At 66.0% G+C, this 13,803-nt stretch carries 14 protein-coding genes and 2 pseudogenes; 9 read left to right on the forward strand and 7 right to left on the reverse strand.

What is annotated here, in order from left to right:
• Nucleotides 1-285: 285 nt before the first annotated feature.
• The 3 genes and pseudogenes from FS770_RS10400 to FS770_RS10415 form a co-directional block, all read right to left on the reverse strand.
• Nucleotides 286-1,474 (reverse strand): annotated as a pseudogene (locus FS770_RS10400) (IS3 family transposase).
• A 243-nt stretch (nucleotides 1,475-1,717) separates the two neighbouring features.
• A complete protein-coding gene (locus FS770_RS10410; RefSeq protein WP_145011631.1) occupies nucleotides 1,718-1,933 on the reverse strand; it encodes a hypothetical protein in 216 nt (71 codons plus the stop codon).
• Between the two features lie 283 nt (nucleotides 1,934-2,216).
• The gene (locus tag FS770_RS10415) at nucleotides 2,217-3,347 is read right to left on the reverse strand and encodes a DUF262 domain-containing protein (RefSeq protein ID WP_121031270.1); all 1,131 of its coding nucleotides are present in this window, start codon (nucleotides 3,345-3,347) and stop codon (nucleotides 2,217-2,219) included.
• A 68-nt stretch (nucleotides 3,348-3,415) separates the two neighbouring features.
• Here FS770_RS10415 and FS770_RS10420 point away from each other — a divergent pair.
• From FS770_RS10420 to FS770_RS10440, 5 genes and pseudogenes are all read left to right on the forward strand, one after another.
• Nucleotides 3,416-4,704 (forward strand): IS3 family transposase gene (locus FS770_RS10420; RefSeq protein ID WP_145011634.1). Its coding sequence is split into 2 segments (ribosomal slippage): nucleotides 3,416-3,689 and nucleotides 3,689-4,704, totalling 1,290 coding nucleotides; the frame shifts between segments, so codons are not numbered across the junction.
• A 28-nt stretch (nucleotides 4,705-4,732) separates the two neighbouring features.
• Nucleotides 4,733-5,245, forward strand: a pseudogene (locus tag FS770_RS10425) (IS3 family transposase); the annotation flags it as partial.
• 16 nt (nucleotides 5,246-5,261) lie between these two features.
• Nucleotides 5,262-5,552, forward strand: a complete 291-nt coding sequence (locus tag FS770_RS10430; protein ID WP_145011640.1) for a nucleoside/nucleotide kinase family protein — start codon at nucleotides 5,262-5,264, stop codon at nucleotides 5,550-5,552.
• A gap of 59 nt (nucleotides 5,553-5,611) precedes the next feature.
• A complete protein-coding gene (locus FS770_RS10435) occupies nucleotides 5,612-6,100 on the forward strand; it encodes a tetratricopeptide repeat protein (protein WP_145011643.1) in 489 nt (162 codons plus the stop codon).
• Nucleotides 6,101-6,381: 281 nt separating this feature from the next.
• Nucleotides 6,382-6,966 (forward strand): maleylpyruvate isomerase N-terminal domain-containing protein, encoded by a 585-nt coding sequence (locus FS770_RS10440; protein ID WP_121031278.1) that lies wholly within the window; start codon nucleotides 6,382-6,384, stop codon nucleotides 6,964-6,966.
• 166 nt (nucleotides 6,967-7,132) lie between these two features.
• Here FS770_RS10440 and FS770_RS10445 read toward each other — a convergent pair whose 3' ends face one another.
• Nucleotides 7,133-7,810: an enoyl-CoA hydratase/isomerase family protein gene (locus FS770_RS10445; RefSeq protein ID WP_145011646.1), complete on the reverse strand. Its 678-nt coding sequence runs from the start codon at nucleotides 7,808-7,810 to the stop codon at nucleotides 7,133-7,135.
• A gap of 125 nt (nucleotides 7,811-7,935) precedes the next feature.
• On the opposite strand from FS770_RS10445, the gene FS770_RS10450 reads away from it, so the two are divergent.
• Nucleotides 7,936-9,360: a dihydrolipoyl dehydrogenase family protein gene (locus FS770_RS10450; protein WP_145011649.1), complete on the forward strand. Its 1,425-nt coding sequence runs from the start codon at nucleotides 7,936-7,938 to the stop codon at nucleotides 9,358-9,360.
• Between the two features lie 107 nt (nucleotides 9,361-9,467).
• Complete coding sequence (locus FS770_RS10455) at nucleotides 9,468-10,109, forward strand: DUF1345 domain-containing protein (RefSeq protein ID WP_145011652.1); 642 nt, start codon at nucleotides 9,468-9,470, stop codon at nucleotides 10,107-10,109.
• 57 nt (nucleotides 10,110-10,166) lie between these two features.
• Here the strand turns inward: FS770_RS10455 and FS770_RS10460 are convergent, their stop codons facing one another.
• From FS770_RS10460 to FS770_RS10470, 3 genes are all read right to left on the reverse strand, one after another.
• Nucleotides 10,167-10,958 (reverse strand): hypothetical protein, encoded by a 792-nt coding sequence (locus FS770_RS10460; RefSeq protein ID WP_186366757.1) that lies wholly within the window; start codon nucleotides 10,956-10,958, stop codon nucleotides 10,167-10,169.
• Nucleotides 10,959-11,306: 348 nt separating this feature from the next.
• Complete coding sequence (locus tag FS770_RS10465) at nucleotides 11,307-11,894, reverse strand: hypothetical protein (protein WP_144942973.1); 588 nt, start codon at nucleotides 11,892-11,894, stop codon at nucleotides 11,307-11,309.
• Between the two features lie 87 nt (nucleotides 11,895-11,981).
• Entirely contained in the window at nucleotides 11,982-12,803 is an 822-nt protein-coding gene (locus FS770_RS10470) for a sulfurtransferase (RefSeq protein ID WP_145011655.1), read from the reverse strand.
• A gap of 173 nt (nucleotides 12,804-12,976) precedes the next feature.
• On the opposite strand from FS770_RS10470, the gene FS770_RS10475 reads away from it, so the two are divergent.
• Nucleotides 12,977-13,288, forward strand: coding sequence for a hypothetical protein (locus tag FS770_RS10475; protein WP_094393337.1), 312 nt, complete (start codon nucleotides 12,977-12,979; stop codon nucleotides 13,286-13,288).
• Between the two features lie 70 nt (nucleotides 13,289-13,358).
• Nucleotides 13,359-13,751, forward strand: coding sequence for a DoxX family protein (locus tag FS770_RS10480; RefSeq protein ID WP_145011658.1), 393 nt, complete (start codon nucleotides 13,359-13,361; stop codon nucleotides 13,749-13,751).
• Nucleotides 13,752-13,803: the final 52 nt, after the last annotated feature.

Consider the following 13,803-nt stretch of genomic DNA (forward strand, 5'->3'; position numbering starts at 1 on the left):
CCCACACGGCGTGCGGCAACCAACCGCCCTTCTCACGATTGATCAACGTCCCCGGTCAGTACAACTAGCTGTTGCGGGTCATGACGTTGTGGTCTCTGGGATGGAACTTCACGCATGTGAATATCGCAAACGAAAATTATCCAGACCGGGTATCAGCTCTTCCGTGCACGACGGTCGGTCATCCCGGACACGGCTGGGAGACTCCGGGTATGAGTCGTCATGAAACCCTCACGTGCCTGGCCGAACACCTGGGGGCTGCCGCACGAACAGGTGACAGTTGGGGTGTCAGGCCGCGAGGCTCACGGCCGGGTTCATGATGGTCTCGTATTCGATAGGGGTCAATCGACCGAGGCGGGCCTGTCGGCGACGGCGGTGGTAGGTCCGCTCGATCCAGGTGATGATCGCGATTCGGAGCTCTTCTCGGGTCCGCCAGCTCTTGCGATCCAGGACGTTCTTCTGCAGCAGCGAGAAGAAGGACTCCATCGCGGCGTTGTCGCCGGCAGCGCCGACTTTCCCCATCGAGCCCACGAGGTGATGACGGTTCAGAGCGTGCACGAACTTCCGCGACTTGAACTGGGACCCTGTGTCCGAGTGGACGATGCAGCCAGCGGCGCCGCGACGTCGGGATATCGCGTTGTCCAGGGCGTTCACCGCGAGGTGGGCTTCATCCTGTCGCTGATCGAGTAGCCGACGATCCGGCCGGAGAACACGTCCTTGATGGCGCAGAGGTAGAGCTTGCCATCTTTTGTCCAGTGCTCGGTGATATCGGTCAGCCAGAGTTCGTTGGTGTCGTCAGCGGAGAAGTCACGCTTCACGAGGTCATCGTGGACCGGCGGCCCGGGGCGCTTTCCGTTCTTGCCGCGCTTCTTGCCGAACACGGACCACCACTGATTGTCCCGGCAGATCCGCCACGCGGTCCGCTCGCACATGAGCTGGCCAGCGGCCTCCGCTTCGCCGACCAGGAACCGATACCCGAACTCGGGATCATCGCGGTGGGCGTCGAACAACGCGTTCGCCCGGTAGGCCTCGACCAGCTCAGACTCCGTGACCTGTTGTTTCCGCCATCGGTAGTAGGGCTGGCGGGAGAGCTTCAGGACCCGCAGGGACACCGCGACGGGGATACCGTCGGCAGCGAGCTCGTTCACGAGCGGTGGGGGCACCTCCCGCTTGCGGGGGAAGAGGATTTTCCGGGCAGGTTCGCCTGCGAGAGATACGCAGCGGCGCGGCGCAAGACCTCGTCCTCCTGCTCCAGCAGCCGGATCCGCTTACGCGCATCACGCAGCTCGGAGGACTCCTCGCGCGACTTGCCGGGACGGTTGCCGTCGTCGATGTCGGCTTGGCGGATCCATTTATGCAGCGTCATCTCGTGGACGCCGAAGTCCTTCGCGATCTGCGCGATCGTGACGCCATCCTCACGGTTCCTCGCGACGCGCACGACATCGTCGCGGAACTCCTGAGGGCAGGGAGCAGGCATAGTGCACATCCGTCCAGGCCGCCCTACGGGCAAGCTAGATCAGATGTCACCTATCCGTACAGCAGCCCCCTTCTCGCACCAACAAGCGAGCAAGGATCACTAACGCTCAACGCGAGGCGATGCTCCGTGATCTACGCGCTGGCCATAGCGTCTCCGAGGTCGCTCGCACACATGGCGTGAGCAGGCCCGTGGTTTCTAAAATCAATACCGCACGTAAGGCCACTGGCGATCAGTAAGGTTTTCTCAGTTCGGGTCAAAACGATCGACAAGCCATTTGGCAACCTCTAAAGCGGTTTGAGACCACTGAAGAGCATTACGTGAGGTTACTTGGTCGCCGTCACCGTGCGCGATCTTTTTCCTCGAATTTACAAGCGCTCCTAAATCATCGGATCGTCTGCTATCATCTTCACTCAAGAATTGTTCGAGCTCGCTGCGCCAATCCAGGTCGAAGGTAGCCAAGTAGTCGACCAACTGCCTTGGCCTCACACCTTGACCGGATCGCAGGCCGGATGATACCCGTCGGTAAAGACGGGGGGATCCTACTCGTTGGCAATGTAGGTCGGTTGCGTCATCTCTTACCGCTTCTACTAGCCCTGCGGATCGGACAACCAAGTACCTTGTTAAAGCCCTCTCAACCGCATCGGGCATTTCGGCATTCAATGTTCGAACCATATCTTCCAGCTCTTGATGATTGTTTATGCGTTGGCGAATTGACGCTGGAGGCCACCCAGGAGTGCCGGATTTACCCATGGTCGATCAGATATTCCTTGGCCTTGGCAAGGCGCTGCTGAACAGCGTCATTGTCCGCCGTAGACTTCGTAGTGGAGGCGATAAATTCTTGATCAGACTGCAAGGCAGTAATCTTTCCTAAGAGGTCCGAAGGGACTAGTCCCTTAGACGCAGCTTCCATTACCGCGACCATGACTGCCTCAGCCTGAGCGGCGTTCACCTGCGCGCCGCCCTTGCGACGAAACGCACCGCTTCCTACCTGGGTTTCAATTTGCAGGGCGGCATCTATGAAGTAGTGGCCCGCCCTTAAAGTATCCACATTTTGCTTACGATGGGATTTCGCATATCCGTTAAGAAACTGCTTTAGCGGCCTTTTATATTTTGCGCTCTCCTCGTACAGCGCCAGAATCCGCATTACCAGCTCGTGATCTCGGATTCGCTTCGACTTTCTGCCGTACAGAGAGCGCCAATTATCATCTTCGTTTAAACGTTCAATTGCAGACATTAAATTACCCGCGTAAAGCGCTACTCTAATTTCATGGGGCGTGAGCTGGGTCCCCCCAGAGTTGAGCCGCTCAAAAATTTGATATATAGCATCATCGACCTCATCTGAACCATCGGCCGAAACAATTGTTGCCTGCATGTATGAATCATCGAGCTTGATTTTGAAACTCTCATCTAAACTATTGTATGTCAGTCCCTCAAATTGCTCACCCACATTGGAGAGGGAAAAAACACGACCCTCATGCACCCCGGCATAGAAGCGCCTTAGTGTTTCAAGCCGTTGCTGGCCATCGAGAATGAGTAGCCTATTATCTTCATGCTGCTTAATGAGGAAAATTCCAGGTATGGGGTATCCGAGCAGCAGAGATTCAATAAACTTGTCCATCTGGCCTTTAGACCATACAAACCCGCGCTGAAAGCCGGCAGTCTTGACGCGATCATCGTTTCCCCGAAACTGGGGAATCAACATGGAGCCTTTCTCAAGTCGCTTTACAAGACCATCAATGGGGTAATCCTGCGTGGCAAACGTCACGGATATTGGGGATTCGTTCTTTTGCTCGAGGTCTTCACGCTCTTCACGGGATAGCGACCTAGTGAGCAGCTCGTCTTCGTCGGAAGACTCAATTTGTTCTGTTGTCATGGCGTCATGCTATCTGAATCGGCCCGGGCTTGATGCCGCTGCTGTTTGAGTCCTGAAGGATGGACAGCATGCCCAAGAAGATCGATCCCCAGCTGCGCGCGAGGTGCGTGCGGCTCGTCAGGGAGCACGCCCAGGAGTACCCCACCCTCACTGCCGCAGTTACCGCGGTCGCCCGGCGGGAGGGCGTTTCGCGGGAGTCCGTTCGGCGCTGGCTGGCCCAGGCCGAGGTCGATGATGGGACCCGTCCCGGCGTCACCAGCGAGGAGTCTGCCGAGGTCAAACGGTTGAAGACCGAGAACAAGCGGCTGCGGGAGGACAATGAGATCCTGCGCCGGGCCTCGATTTTCTTCGCGGGGGAGCTCGACCCCCGAAACCGCTGATCTGCGCGTTCATCGACGAGATGCGCGCCGAGGGCTATGCAGTCGAATCGATCCTCCGCGTCCTGTCTCAGCAGGGTCTGAGCATCGCTGCACGCACCTACCGGTCCTTGAAGCACCCGGCCCGCGTCACCGATCGGACCGTCACAGACGCTCTGGTTGAGGACAAGATCCGTGAGCTGGCCTGGACGTTCAACGCCACCACCCAGCGGTGGCAGATGACCCCTGAAGGGCTCTACGGGCGGCGGAAGTGGGTCGCGTTGCTCCGCCGTCAGGAAGGCCTGGCCGGCACCTCCCGTGGGGCGGTGGACCGGGCGATGCGCACCCTCGGCCTCGAAGGTATCCGGCGGGCGAAGAAGCTGCGCACCACCATCCCGAACCCTGATGGGAAACGGGCGGGTGACCTGCTCAATCGCGACTTCACGGCCCCGGCTCCGAACCTGGTCTGGGTCACCGATTTCACTTGCGTCCGCACCTGGGCCGGGTTCGTGTACGTCGCGTTCGTCGTCGACGTGTTCGCTCAGCGGATCGTGGGCTGGCTCGCGTCCTCGAGCATGCGCACCGATCTCGTCATGACGCCACTGCGGATCGCGCTGTGGCAGTGGGAATGCGAAGGAAACCAGGTCTCACCAGGCTCTTTGGTGGCGCACAGCGATGCCGAATCGCAGTACACGTCGATCCGGTACACCGAGCACCTCGACCTCGCGGGCATCGCTCGCTCGATCGGGACCGTCGGCGATGCGTTCGATAACGCGCTCATGGAGACGGTCAATGGGCTGTTCAAGACCAAGTGCATCCGCACCACCGTCTTCCACCACGGCCCGTTCCGGACGCTCTCAGACGTCGAGTTCGCGACTGCCGGCTGGGTCGACTGGTACAACAACCGGCGCCTCCACGGCTCCCTGGGGATGCTGACCCCGGTAGAGTCCGAGACGCTCCACTACGAGCCCCTCACCCGAGAGCCCGCACCCACAAAGTAGCGGCAGAGAACCCGGGCCGATTCAGGTGAACGAGGTGTGGTTGGCCGACGTCGCTGAACACCGCACCCGGGAAGGCAAGGTGTAGTTGTGCGCCGTGAAAGACGTCTACTCGGGCAGGATCGCCGGGTACGCGATCGGCGACCGTATGAAAGCTCGATTGGCGGTCGCGGCCCTGGATTCTGCCCTCGCGCGGGGTCGAGGTGAGGGCCATGACGTGAGCGAGTGCATCGTGCATTCGGATCGAGGATTGCAGTTTCGGAGCCGAACGTTCGTGTCCGCGCTCAAGCGCCACGGGTTGCGCGGATCCATGGGGCGCGTGGCGGCCTGTGGTGACAACGCGGCGATGGAAAGCTTCTTCGCGCTGTTGCAGAAGAACGTCCTTGACCGCCAGTCGTGGGCGAACCGTGACACGCTCAGGGTCGAGATTGTGTCCTGGATCGAGCGGACGTATCACCTCCGCCGGCGTCAGGACCGACTCGGGCGATTGACTCCGATCGAGGTCGAAACCATCATGACCACAGCACTCGATGTGGCTGCCTAACACCTGTCACCTATCCGTGCAGCAGTCCCTGGTGCTGGTAGACGGGATTTTTCTGCATCGCCCTGATCTGCGCGATGAGTGGGATGGTTCCGTGTGGGTTGATGTTCCGTTCAGCGTCTCGGTGCCGAGAGGAAACGCGCGTTTTCCCGGCGAACACGACCCAGATCCGGAGGCCGAAGAACATTATCGCTACGTGAGTGGCCAGCGGGTCTATTTGGCGGAGGTTTCTCCCCGGGAGGTCGCGACGTGGGTTCTCGACAATGCGAGCCTTGACCGCCCCAGACTTTCCTGGGGAACCATGGGCTGACGTTGATGCCCTGCTGAAAATTGGAGTGCTGGAGAGGTTCTGGGTGCAATAATTCGCCCATGAACCTTGACGCTCAACTCGATCGGATCGTTGCGGCGCGCGACCGCAGCAACATGCAACCCACCATCGACGCGCTGGAGCCCCTCTACCGAGCGCATCCGGAGAACCCGCGTGTGCTGTACGAGATCGGGGGTGCCTACGACACGGACGGCCAGGAAGAAAAGGCGGCCAACTTCTACGAGCGGGCTCTCGCCCACGGACTCAGTGGTGACCTCTTACGCCGTTGCTACCTGCAGTACGGTTCGACCTTGCGAAACATCGGCCGCGTGGAGGAGTCACTGGCCGTGTTCAGAACGGCCCGGCAGACCTTCCCTGATTCGCCTTCGCTGGCGACCTTCCAAGCCGTGACGATGCATGCGGCAGGCCGCCCCAACGATGCCATCGCGACCCTTCTCCAAGTGATCGCCGAGCACGTCACCACGGCGGACATTGACAGGTACAAACCAGCGATTCTCGGGAACGCAGCCTATATACGCGATCTCCAGTAGAAGCTCACGCTTCGGCACTTGCGCACCTTTGGCTGGCAGTGACTGCGACCGTGATAGCACTGCACGCGACACAGTTCCTATGAGCGCCAACTGTCGCTGCAGAAGCTCGCGGTCCCCTGAGACAGTAGTAACCGAGGGATGCCAGAAGACGGAGCTCGTGATGAGCCCAACCTATCTACCTACCCCCCCGATGGGGGCGGTGGCTTGTCCACGCCCTCTCGTACCCCGCTATGGGAAGAACTCCAGAGCGCTTCAGGACGGCGCGGCACTAATATCGACGCATGGACTCGATGACGAATGTGCTCAGCGATTCGGTTATGCAGATGCGGTCGCTTCTGGGCGCCGTTGCAGACATATCATGGGCGGCACCCGCCGGCGACGTGGAGTGGTCCTGCCGTGACACGGCGGCGCACGTGGCAGACGATCTGTTCTCCTACGCGTCCCAGATGATCGCCGAACCCCAGGACAACTATCTGCCCATTGACGCCGTGATCGATCCGAACGCAACTAACCGCCAGATTCTTGACGCAATCGCCATGTGCGGCCGAATGCTTGAGCTGGCCGTCGAGAACGCCCGGCCCGAGGCCACGGGCTGGCACCCCTATGGAGTGTCGGACGGCTCCGGGTTCGCTGCAATGGGTGCCGTCGAGGTCCTTGTCCACACCTATGACATGGCCTGTGGCCTGCGTCTGGAATGGAAGCCACCCGCGACCTTGTGCACGCCACTACTGGATCGGCTCTTCCCCAACTCACCCACCGGTGATCCCACTGCCGTGCTTCTCTACAGCTGCGGTCGAGCACCCCTGGGCGAATGCCCTCGGTTAGACGCGTGGTCGTGGGACGCCACTGTCCCTATCACGCACTGACTTCTTGCGTTCGTTGAGTGCTGCGGCTTCTTTCAGTTGTCACCGGCCGTGGAACACGGGCGGGCGTGAGCCCACCGCGCCAGTCCCACCCGTCCCACGACATGCTGGCGCGAAGACAGTGTGGCTCGGGTGGTGCGCCGCGTACGCACAGCATCAAGAGGTTGGCTCAGGCGTCCGTTTTCACGGTGAGCTGCTCTGGGCGGTGCAGCGCGTCCACCACGTCCGCGTACCGCCGCCGCTTGTTCGTGGCCAGGACGGAGCCGCGGAGCGGGCTCAGCTCACCGGCCCGGCGCACGGCGTGGGCCAGCAGATCCGCGCCGGGAACGGCGTCGTCGACAATTCCTGCCGCGGCGGCCGCGGGGGCGTCGTAGCGCTGGGACAGGATCATCGCACGGTGGACCTCGCGCGGCGCGAGGCGTGCGGAGACCAGGGCGGTTAGCCCGGAGGTGAACGGGACCCCGATGGAGGTCTCCGGGAGGCACAGGAACCCGCGCTCCGACCGGGCGCAGCGCTCGTCGCACGCCAGGGCCAGCAGCAGCCCACCGCCGTAGCAGTGGCCGTTGGCCGCGCAGACGGTGGGGACCTCCAGGACCAGGAGACGGGCGAGGAGTCCCTGGAACGCCTTGCCGTATCCGGGCTCGACGAACAGATCCGGCACGAGACCGTTCGAGAAGAACTTGCCCTGCGCCGTGATCACCAGCGCGAGGTCCCCGGGCGTGGACTCCACCTGCGTGAGGGCGGCGTCGATGGCCTGCATCCGCTCGTACGTGAAGCGGTGGTCGCCCTTGGGCGAGTCACTGATGTCGAGGACGAAGACATTTTCCTGGCGGGTCAGCTGAGTCATCTCGTCAGCCTCGCACACGCCCGCGCATGGACGCGGCTGGGCAACCAGCGCCGGGGCCGCACCGGGAACAGCGGTGCGCACCATCCATCTAGACTCGCCCCACACCCACGACGAACGGAGCCCTCATGACCACCGCGAACCAGAGCACCCCGAAAACCGGCACGAGCGCGGAGGACGTCGCGGACGTCGTCGTGATCGGCGGCGGTCCCGTGGGGGAGAACGTGGCGCAGTACGCGCACGAGGGCGGGCTGTCCGCCGTGATCGTGGAGGAGTCGCTGCTGGGCGGGGACTGCTCGTACTACGCGTGCATGCCCAGCAAGGCCCTGCTGCGCCCCGTGGAGGTGGCGCGCACCGCCGCGCACCTGGACGGCGTGGACTCCCCGGCCGTCCGGGTGCGGGAGCTGCTCGCGCGCCGGGACGCGTGGGTCTCCCACTACGACGACGCCGGGCAGGTCCGCTGGGCGGAGGGCGCCGGTCTGCGCGTGGTGCGCGGGCACGGCGAGATCACGGGGCCCCGCACCGTCCGGGTCACCGGTCCGGACGGCGAGCGGACGCTGGCCGCCCGGCGAGCGGTGGTGGTCGCCACCGGCTCCGTCGAGGTGGTCCCGCCCGCACTGGAGGGTCTGCACGCGTGGAGCTCCAAGGACGCCACCGGGGTCGTGGAGGTCCCGCCGCGCCTGGCGATCGTGGGCGGCGGCGTGGTGGCCGTGGAGGCCGCCACCTGGCTGGCCGCGCTCGGCTCCTCCGTCACGCTGCTCGTGCGCGGCGACGCGCTGCTCGCGAAGAACGAACCGTTCGTGGGGGAGCTCGTCCGCGCGGGCCTGGAGGACGCCGGGGTGGACGTGCGGCTGAACACGACTGTGGAGACCGCCCACCGCGAGGATGCACGGGACACCGGTCTCGGCCGGATTCACGGCGGCACGGTCCGGCTGCGCACCACGGGCGGTCCGCTGGAGGTGGACGAGGTGCTCGTGGCCACCGGCCGCACACCGCGCCTCACCGACCTGGGGCTGGCGTCCGTGGGGGTCACCCCGGAGGACGCTCGCGCCGGGCGGCTGCCGCACTGGCTGAATCTGATCGGGGACGCCGCCGGCACCGCCCTGCTCACCCACATGGGCAAGTACGAGGCCCGCGTGCTCGGCTCCCGACTCGCCGGACGGCACGAGACCGCCCCGGACGGTCCCGTTCCCGTGCCGCAGGCCGTGTTCACCGATCCCCCGGTGGGAGCCGTGGGCATGACCGAGGCCGAGGCGCGGGAGGCGGGGCACGGCGTCGTCGTGGCGGAGGCCCCGATCACCGGTGCCGCCGGTGCCGCCCTGACGCGGGACGACGCCGCCGGGCACGCCAAACTCGTGGTGGACGAGAACTCGGGGTGTCTCCTGGGCGCCACGTTCGTGGGACCGGAGGCCACCGAACTGGTCCACGGGGCGACCATCGCGATCGTGGGGAGGGTGCCCGTGAAGTTGCTGCGCCACGCCGTGCCCAGCTACCCCACGGTCTCCGAGATCTGGCTGCGGCTGCTCGAGAGCCTCCCCGTGGCGCTGCGCTGAGCACCCTGCCTCACGGACCTGCCGGAGCGGGCGCGCGGCCGCGCCTGCACCGGAGTCACCGCAACGACGCCGCCACGCCGCCCGGGCGCGCCCACTAGCCTGGACGCATGACGACAACCGACCGGCGGCCCATCTCCGCCCACTCGAGACTTGCCGCCGCGGTGGTGATCGGGGTGGCCGCCGGGGCCGCCTCGGCACTGTTCCTGGACGGGCTGCTGGCGGTGCTGGTGGGGGCGTGCGCGGTGTCCCTGGCCTACGTGGTGATGGCGGTGTCCGTGCTGTGGCCCATGTCCGCCGAGCGCACCGGGGAGAACTCCGTGCGGGAGGACATCCAGCCCATCGTGCAGGAGGCGCTCGTGGTGGCGCTGTCCCTGGTGAACCTGCTGACCATCATGGTGATCCTGGTGCGCGGAGGCGCCGAGACCCGCACCACCGGAGCCGTGCTGGGGCTGCTGGGCATCCTGCTCACGTGGGCCATGCTGCACCTGATGTACGGGGCGCGCTACGCCCACGAGTACTACAAAAAGCCCACGGGCGGAATCGACTTCAACACCCAGGACGCGCCGCGCTACGTGGACTTCCTGTACTTCTCCTTCAACCTGGGCATGACGTTCCAGGTCTCGGACAACAACGTGGTGACCACGGGCCTGCGCGCTATCATCCTGCGCCACTGCCTGCTGTCCTACATCTTCAGCACGGTCATCCTGGCGGCCACCGTGAACCTCGTCATGGGTGTCCTGCCAGGATGACCGCGCCGGCTCCCTCTCCCCGCGTGTGCAGCCCCGTCTGCAGCCGTGGTGGGGGCGTCAGCCGCCCACCCGGATGGACTTGAGGATCGCGTCCACGGTGCCCGCGTCCTCCGTCTGGTTGATCTGGTTGACCAGCTCCACCCCTTCACGCTGGGGCAGGGGCCGGTGGCCCTCGTTCACGGGGGAGTAGTAGAACTCCGCCCACAGCTCGTTGCGCTTGCCGCCCCCGGGGATCGAGACGATGCCCCGTTTGTCCCCCTCCGTGAGGCCCCACAGCACGGAGTCGGCCTTGTCGCTGCGCGGCGGTGCGGGCACGTAGGTGGAGTACGTGGACACCTTCTCGCGCAGCTGCTTGGACAGCTCCGTCTCGTCACCGATCAAGGGATGGATGGGCCTGGTGAACCACTCGCCGCGCGGCGCGCGCGTGGCGGTGGAGGCCACGTTGCCCTTGACCTTGCCGTCTGGGTTGCTCAGCTCCAGATAGCCGCGGTTCTCCTGAGCCTTCCAGCTCTCGGGGTACTTGACCGTGAACAGGCCGTCCGGGTCCGTGTAGGTCTTGGTGAGCTCGTAGGTGGCTTCACTGCTGTCCGGGCTCGCGGTGGTGCCCGTCTGCGTCGCCCCGGGCTGGGCTGCTTCGGTCGAGGTCGCCTCGGACGAGGCCGCGCCGGACGGGTTCGACGACGCCGCGGCGTCCCCGCCGGAGCCGCTCGGGCTTGCTCCCTGCGCGTCCCCGGAGACACTGGGGGGGTCCCCGGCCGAGGGTGCTGCACCACCGCAGCCGGTCACCGCGAAGGCCCCGATCAGGGCACACCCGGCCACCCACGTCTTCACTGAAGTCCTGTTCGCCATAGCAAACAGGGTGACAAGAAGACCCGGGCGAGGCAACGCACAAACGGCGATGTAACCGTCTCGTGATTTTGCGTCTGCATGCAGCCCGGTCTCGACGCACGTCAAACCTGTGTTGACGTGCGGAAACGTTCACGCAAGACGGTTTTCCCTCTTCTGGGGACAGGCGGCTCCGAACGGCCGACAAACGGGGAATGTGGCGCGATTGTTACGCACCGGGCAGTCCTCCTCGTCCGCTGCCAGCGCCTCGGCGAGGCGGGCCCACCCCGGCCCGCGCGGGTCCATTCCCCCGGGGACGGAAACGCCCGGTCCGGCGGGTGCCGGGCCGGGCATGAGAGATCACGCGAGCGTTCAGCCGGTGGGGTTCTCGTCCGTGGGCGTCAGGTAGCGCTCGCCGTCCTCAGTTGTCTGGAGGTCGTAGTCGCGCGCCTGCGCCTCTACGCGCTCCTCGACCGGGACCGAGTGGCGCACAGGCTCCACCACGGGGATGTCCTCGGCGCGCTCGTAGCCCGCGGCGTCGCCTTTCGAAGCGGCCGGGTTGACGTCCTCCCGGTTCGCCGGGTTGGCCGATACGTTGGGGTTGTCCGCTCCGGCCGGCGGCTGGAACTTGCGGGTGCCAGCGAGCGCCTCGGAATCGACCTGGCGGGCGCCCTGGGCGTCCACGGTTCCCTCGGGCACCACGGGGAGGCCCGTCTCTTGCACGGCCTTGGGCGGCTTGCCTCCGGTCGTGCGGTCCGCGGGGCGCGCATCACGGGCGCTCGCGTCTCCGTGCACCGGGGTGAAGCGGGGTTGTTCGGGGTCCCCGTCCGCCGCGTCATCAGGCTGGGTGTCCCGCCCGGCGCGGGAGTCGTCCTGGCCAGCCACAGTGGTGGGCTGGTCCGGATCGTCGATCTGGCCGGCGGACTGGATGGGGTCCGGGGTCTCGGGCTGCTGGGTCATGATCGTGCCTCCTGCGTCTGCATCGTCGCTGTCGGACTTTCATCTTGGCACTGCGCACGGGAAACCGTAAGTACCCGTCCGGGAGTCTCAGGCCGCCGGACCGGGCTCCGGGGAGGTCTCCACAGGACGGTCCGTGTGCGAGTACTGGGACCAGCTGCCGGGGAAGAGCCGGCCCATCCCGAGACCCGCGTGCTCCGCCACGAGCAGGTTGTGGCACGCCGTCACGCCGGAGCCGCAGTAGGAGATCATCTGGTCCGCGTCCGTCACGCCCGCACGCTCGAAGGCATCGCGCAGCTCGGCGGTGGGGCGCAGCGTCCTGTCCTGGGTCAGGTGGCTGCGGCACGGGATGTTGACCGCGCCCGGGATGTGGCCCGAGCGGGGGTCCACGGGGTCCGGCGCGTTGCCCGCGTACCGGGTGGCGTCCCGGGCATCCACCACCGCGGCACCGTGCGCGGCCTCGTCGATGGTCGCCAGGGCCTCTCGCGGCCACGGAACCGGGGCGAAGTCTGCGGCGGGCAGCACGGCCCGCTTCTTCTCGAGCTCGACGGCGGTGTCCAGGCCGCCGTCGAGCAGCGCGGCGCGGTGGCCGGTGGTGCGCAGCAGCCACACGAGACGCGCGGCCATCACGCCGCCGACGTCGTCGTAGGCGACCACCACGGCGTCGTCCCCGATGCCCGCGCGGGACATGGCCGCCGCGAAGTCCTCCGGCGACGGCAAGGGGTGTCGCCCGCCCTCCGGCGAGGCCGGTGCGGCGAGGTCCGCGCCCACGTCCACGAACACCGCGCCCGGCAGGTGCCCCTGCAGGTACTCGGCCTCCGCGCTGCGCCCGTCCAGGTACATGCGCGCGTCCGCGAGCACCACCTCGTCACGGTGCTCGGCCAGCCACTCGGGGGTGACAAAGGGGTCCATGAGCGTCTCCTCGTTCGGGTTCGTCCGCCGCGTCCGGCGACGCCGCGTGGGCCGGTCCCAGGGTAGGTCGCGGGAGTGTCACGGACCAGGGTGGGCGGTCGTTGGGCCGTCCCTGGCCACGGCGGAGGTGCCGGGCCCCGGCACCGGGCTGCCCACGGCACATCGGCGGGGCGGTGGACGGCGGGATCCTGCGGCTCACGGGCGAGCAGCTCGTCGCAGCGGACGACTACGAGGTCGCGGACCATGCGTGCCGCCGCGTGCACCTCACGGACGGGGCGATGGCGTGGGCGTACCTGGCCGCTGATCCGCTCGTGGCCGTGGAGCGCAAGGCTGCGCTGCTGCACTGGGCGGCCGCCACGAACCGGGACCTCCTCGACCCGTGGAACGCGCTCGCCGGGCGCTCCGACCTGCTGGCGGACGGCGTGCATCCCACGGCAGAGGGGGACGAGGTGGTGTGGGAGTGGCTGAATCCCCACGAGGTCTGACGGCCCGGGCGCCGGGGAGGACAGGAGCGGCGCCGTCGCCCCGTCGGCTACTGCTGGGTACGGTGAGGGCATGGGAAAGAAACTGATGACTGCCCGCCGCAGGGCCCACCGCTCCGCCGTGTTCTCCGGCCTGGCCCTGACCGGGATGGGCGTGCTGCACTTCGTCCGGCCCGAGGGCTTCGACGCTCTGGTCCCCGAGCAGCTGCCCGGCACCCCCCGGCAGTGGACCCTCGGGTCCGGCTGCGCGGAACTCGCCACCGGCGCGCTGCTGCTCGTCCCCGCCACACGACGGATCGGTGGCGCGGCGGCAGCGGCCCTGTTCGTGGGCGTGTGGCCCGGCAACATCAAGATGGCGTGGGACTGGCGCCACGAGCCCGCCTCCAAGCAGGTGATCTCGCTGGGGCGGCTGCCGCTGCAGATCCCCATGATCGCCAGCGCGGTGAAGATCGTCCGCAACGCCTGACACGCGGCGCTCGCTGCCCTTCTCCGAGGGGACCTCTGTCCCTGGTCCTGCC

Origin of the sequence: Kocuria salsicia (genome assembly GCF_007681555.1) — a bacterium.
Classification (GTDB): domain Bacteria; phylum Actinomycetota; class Actinomycetes; order Actinomycetales; family Micrococcaceae; genus Kocuria; species Kocuria salsicia.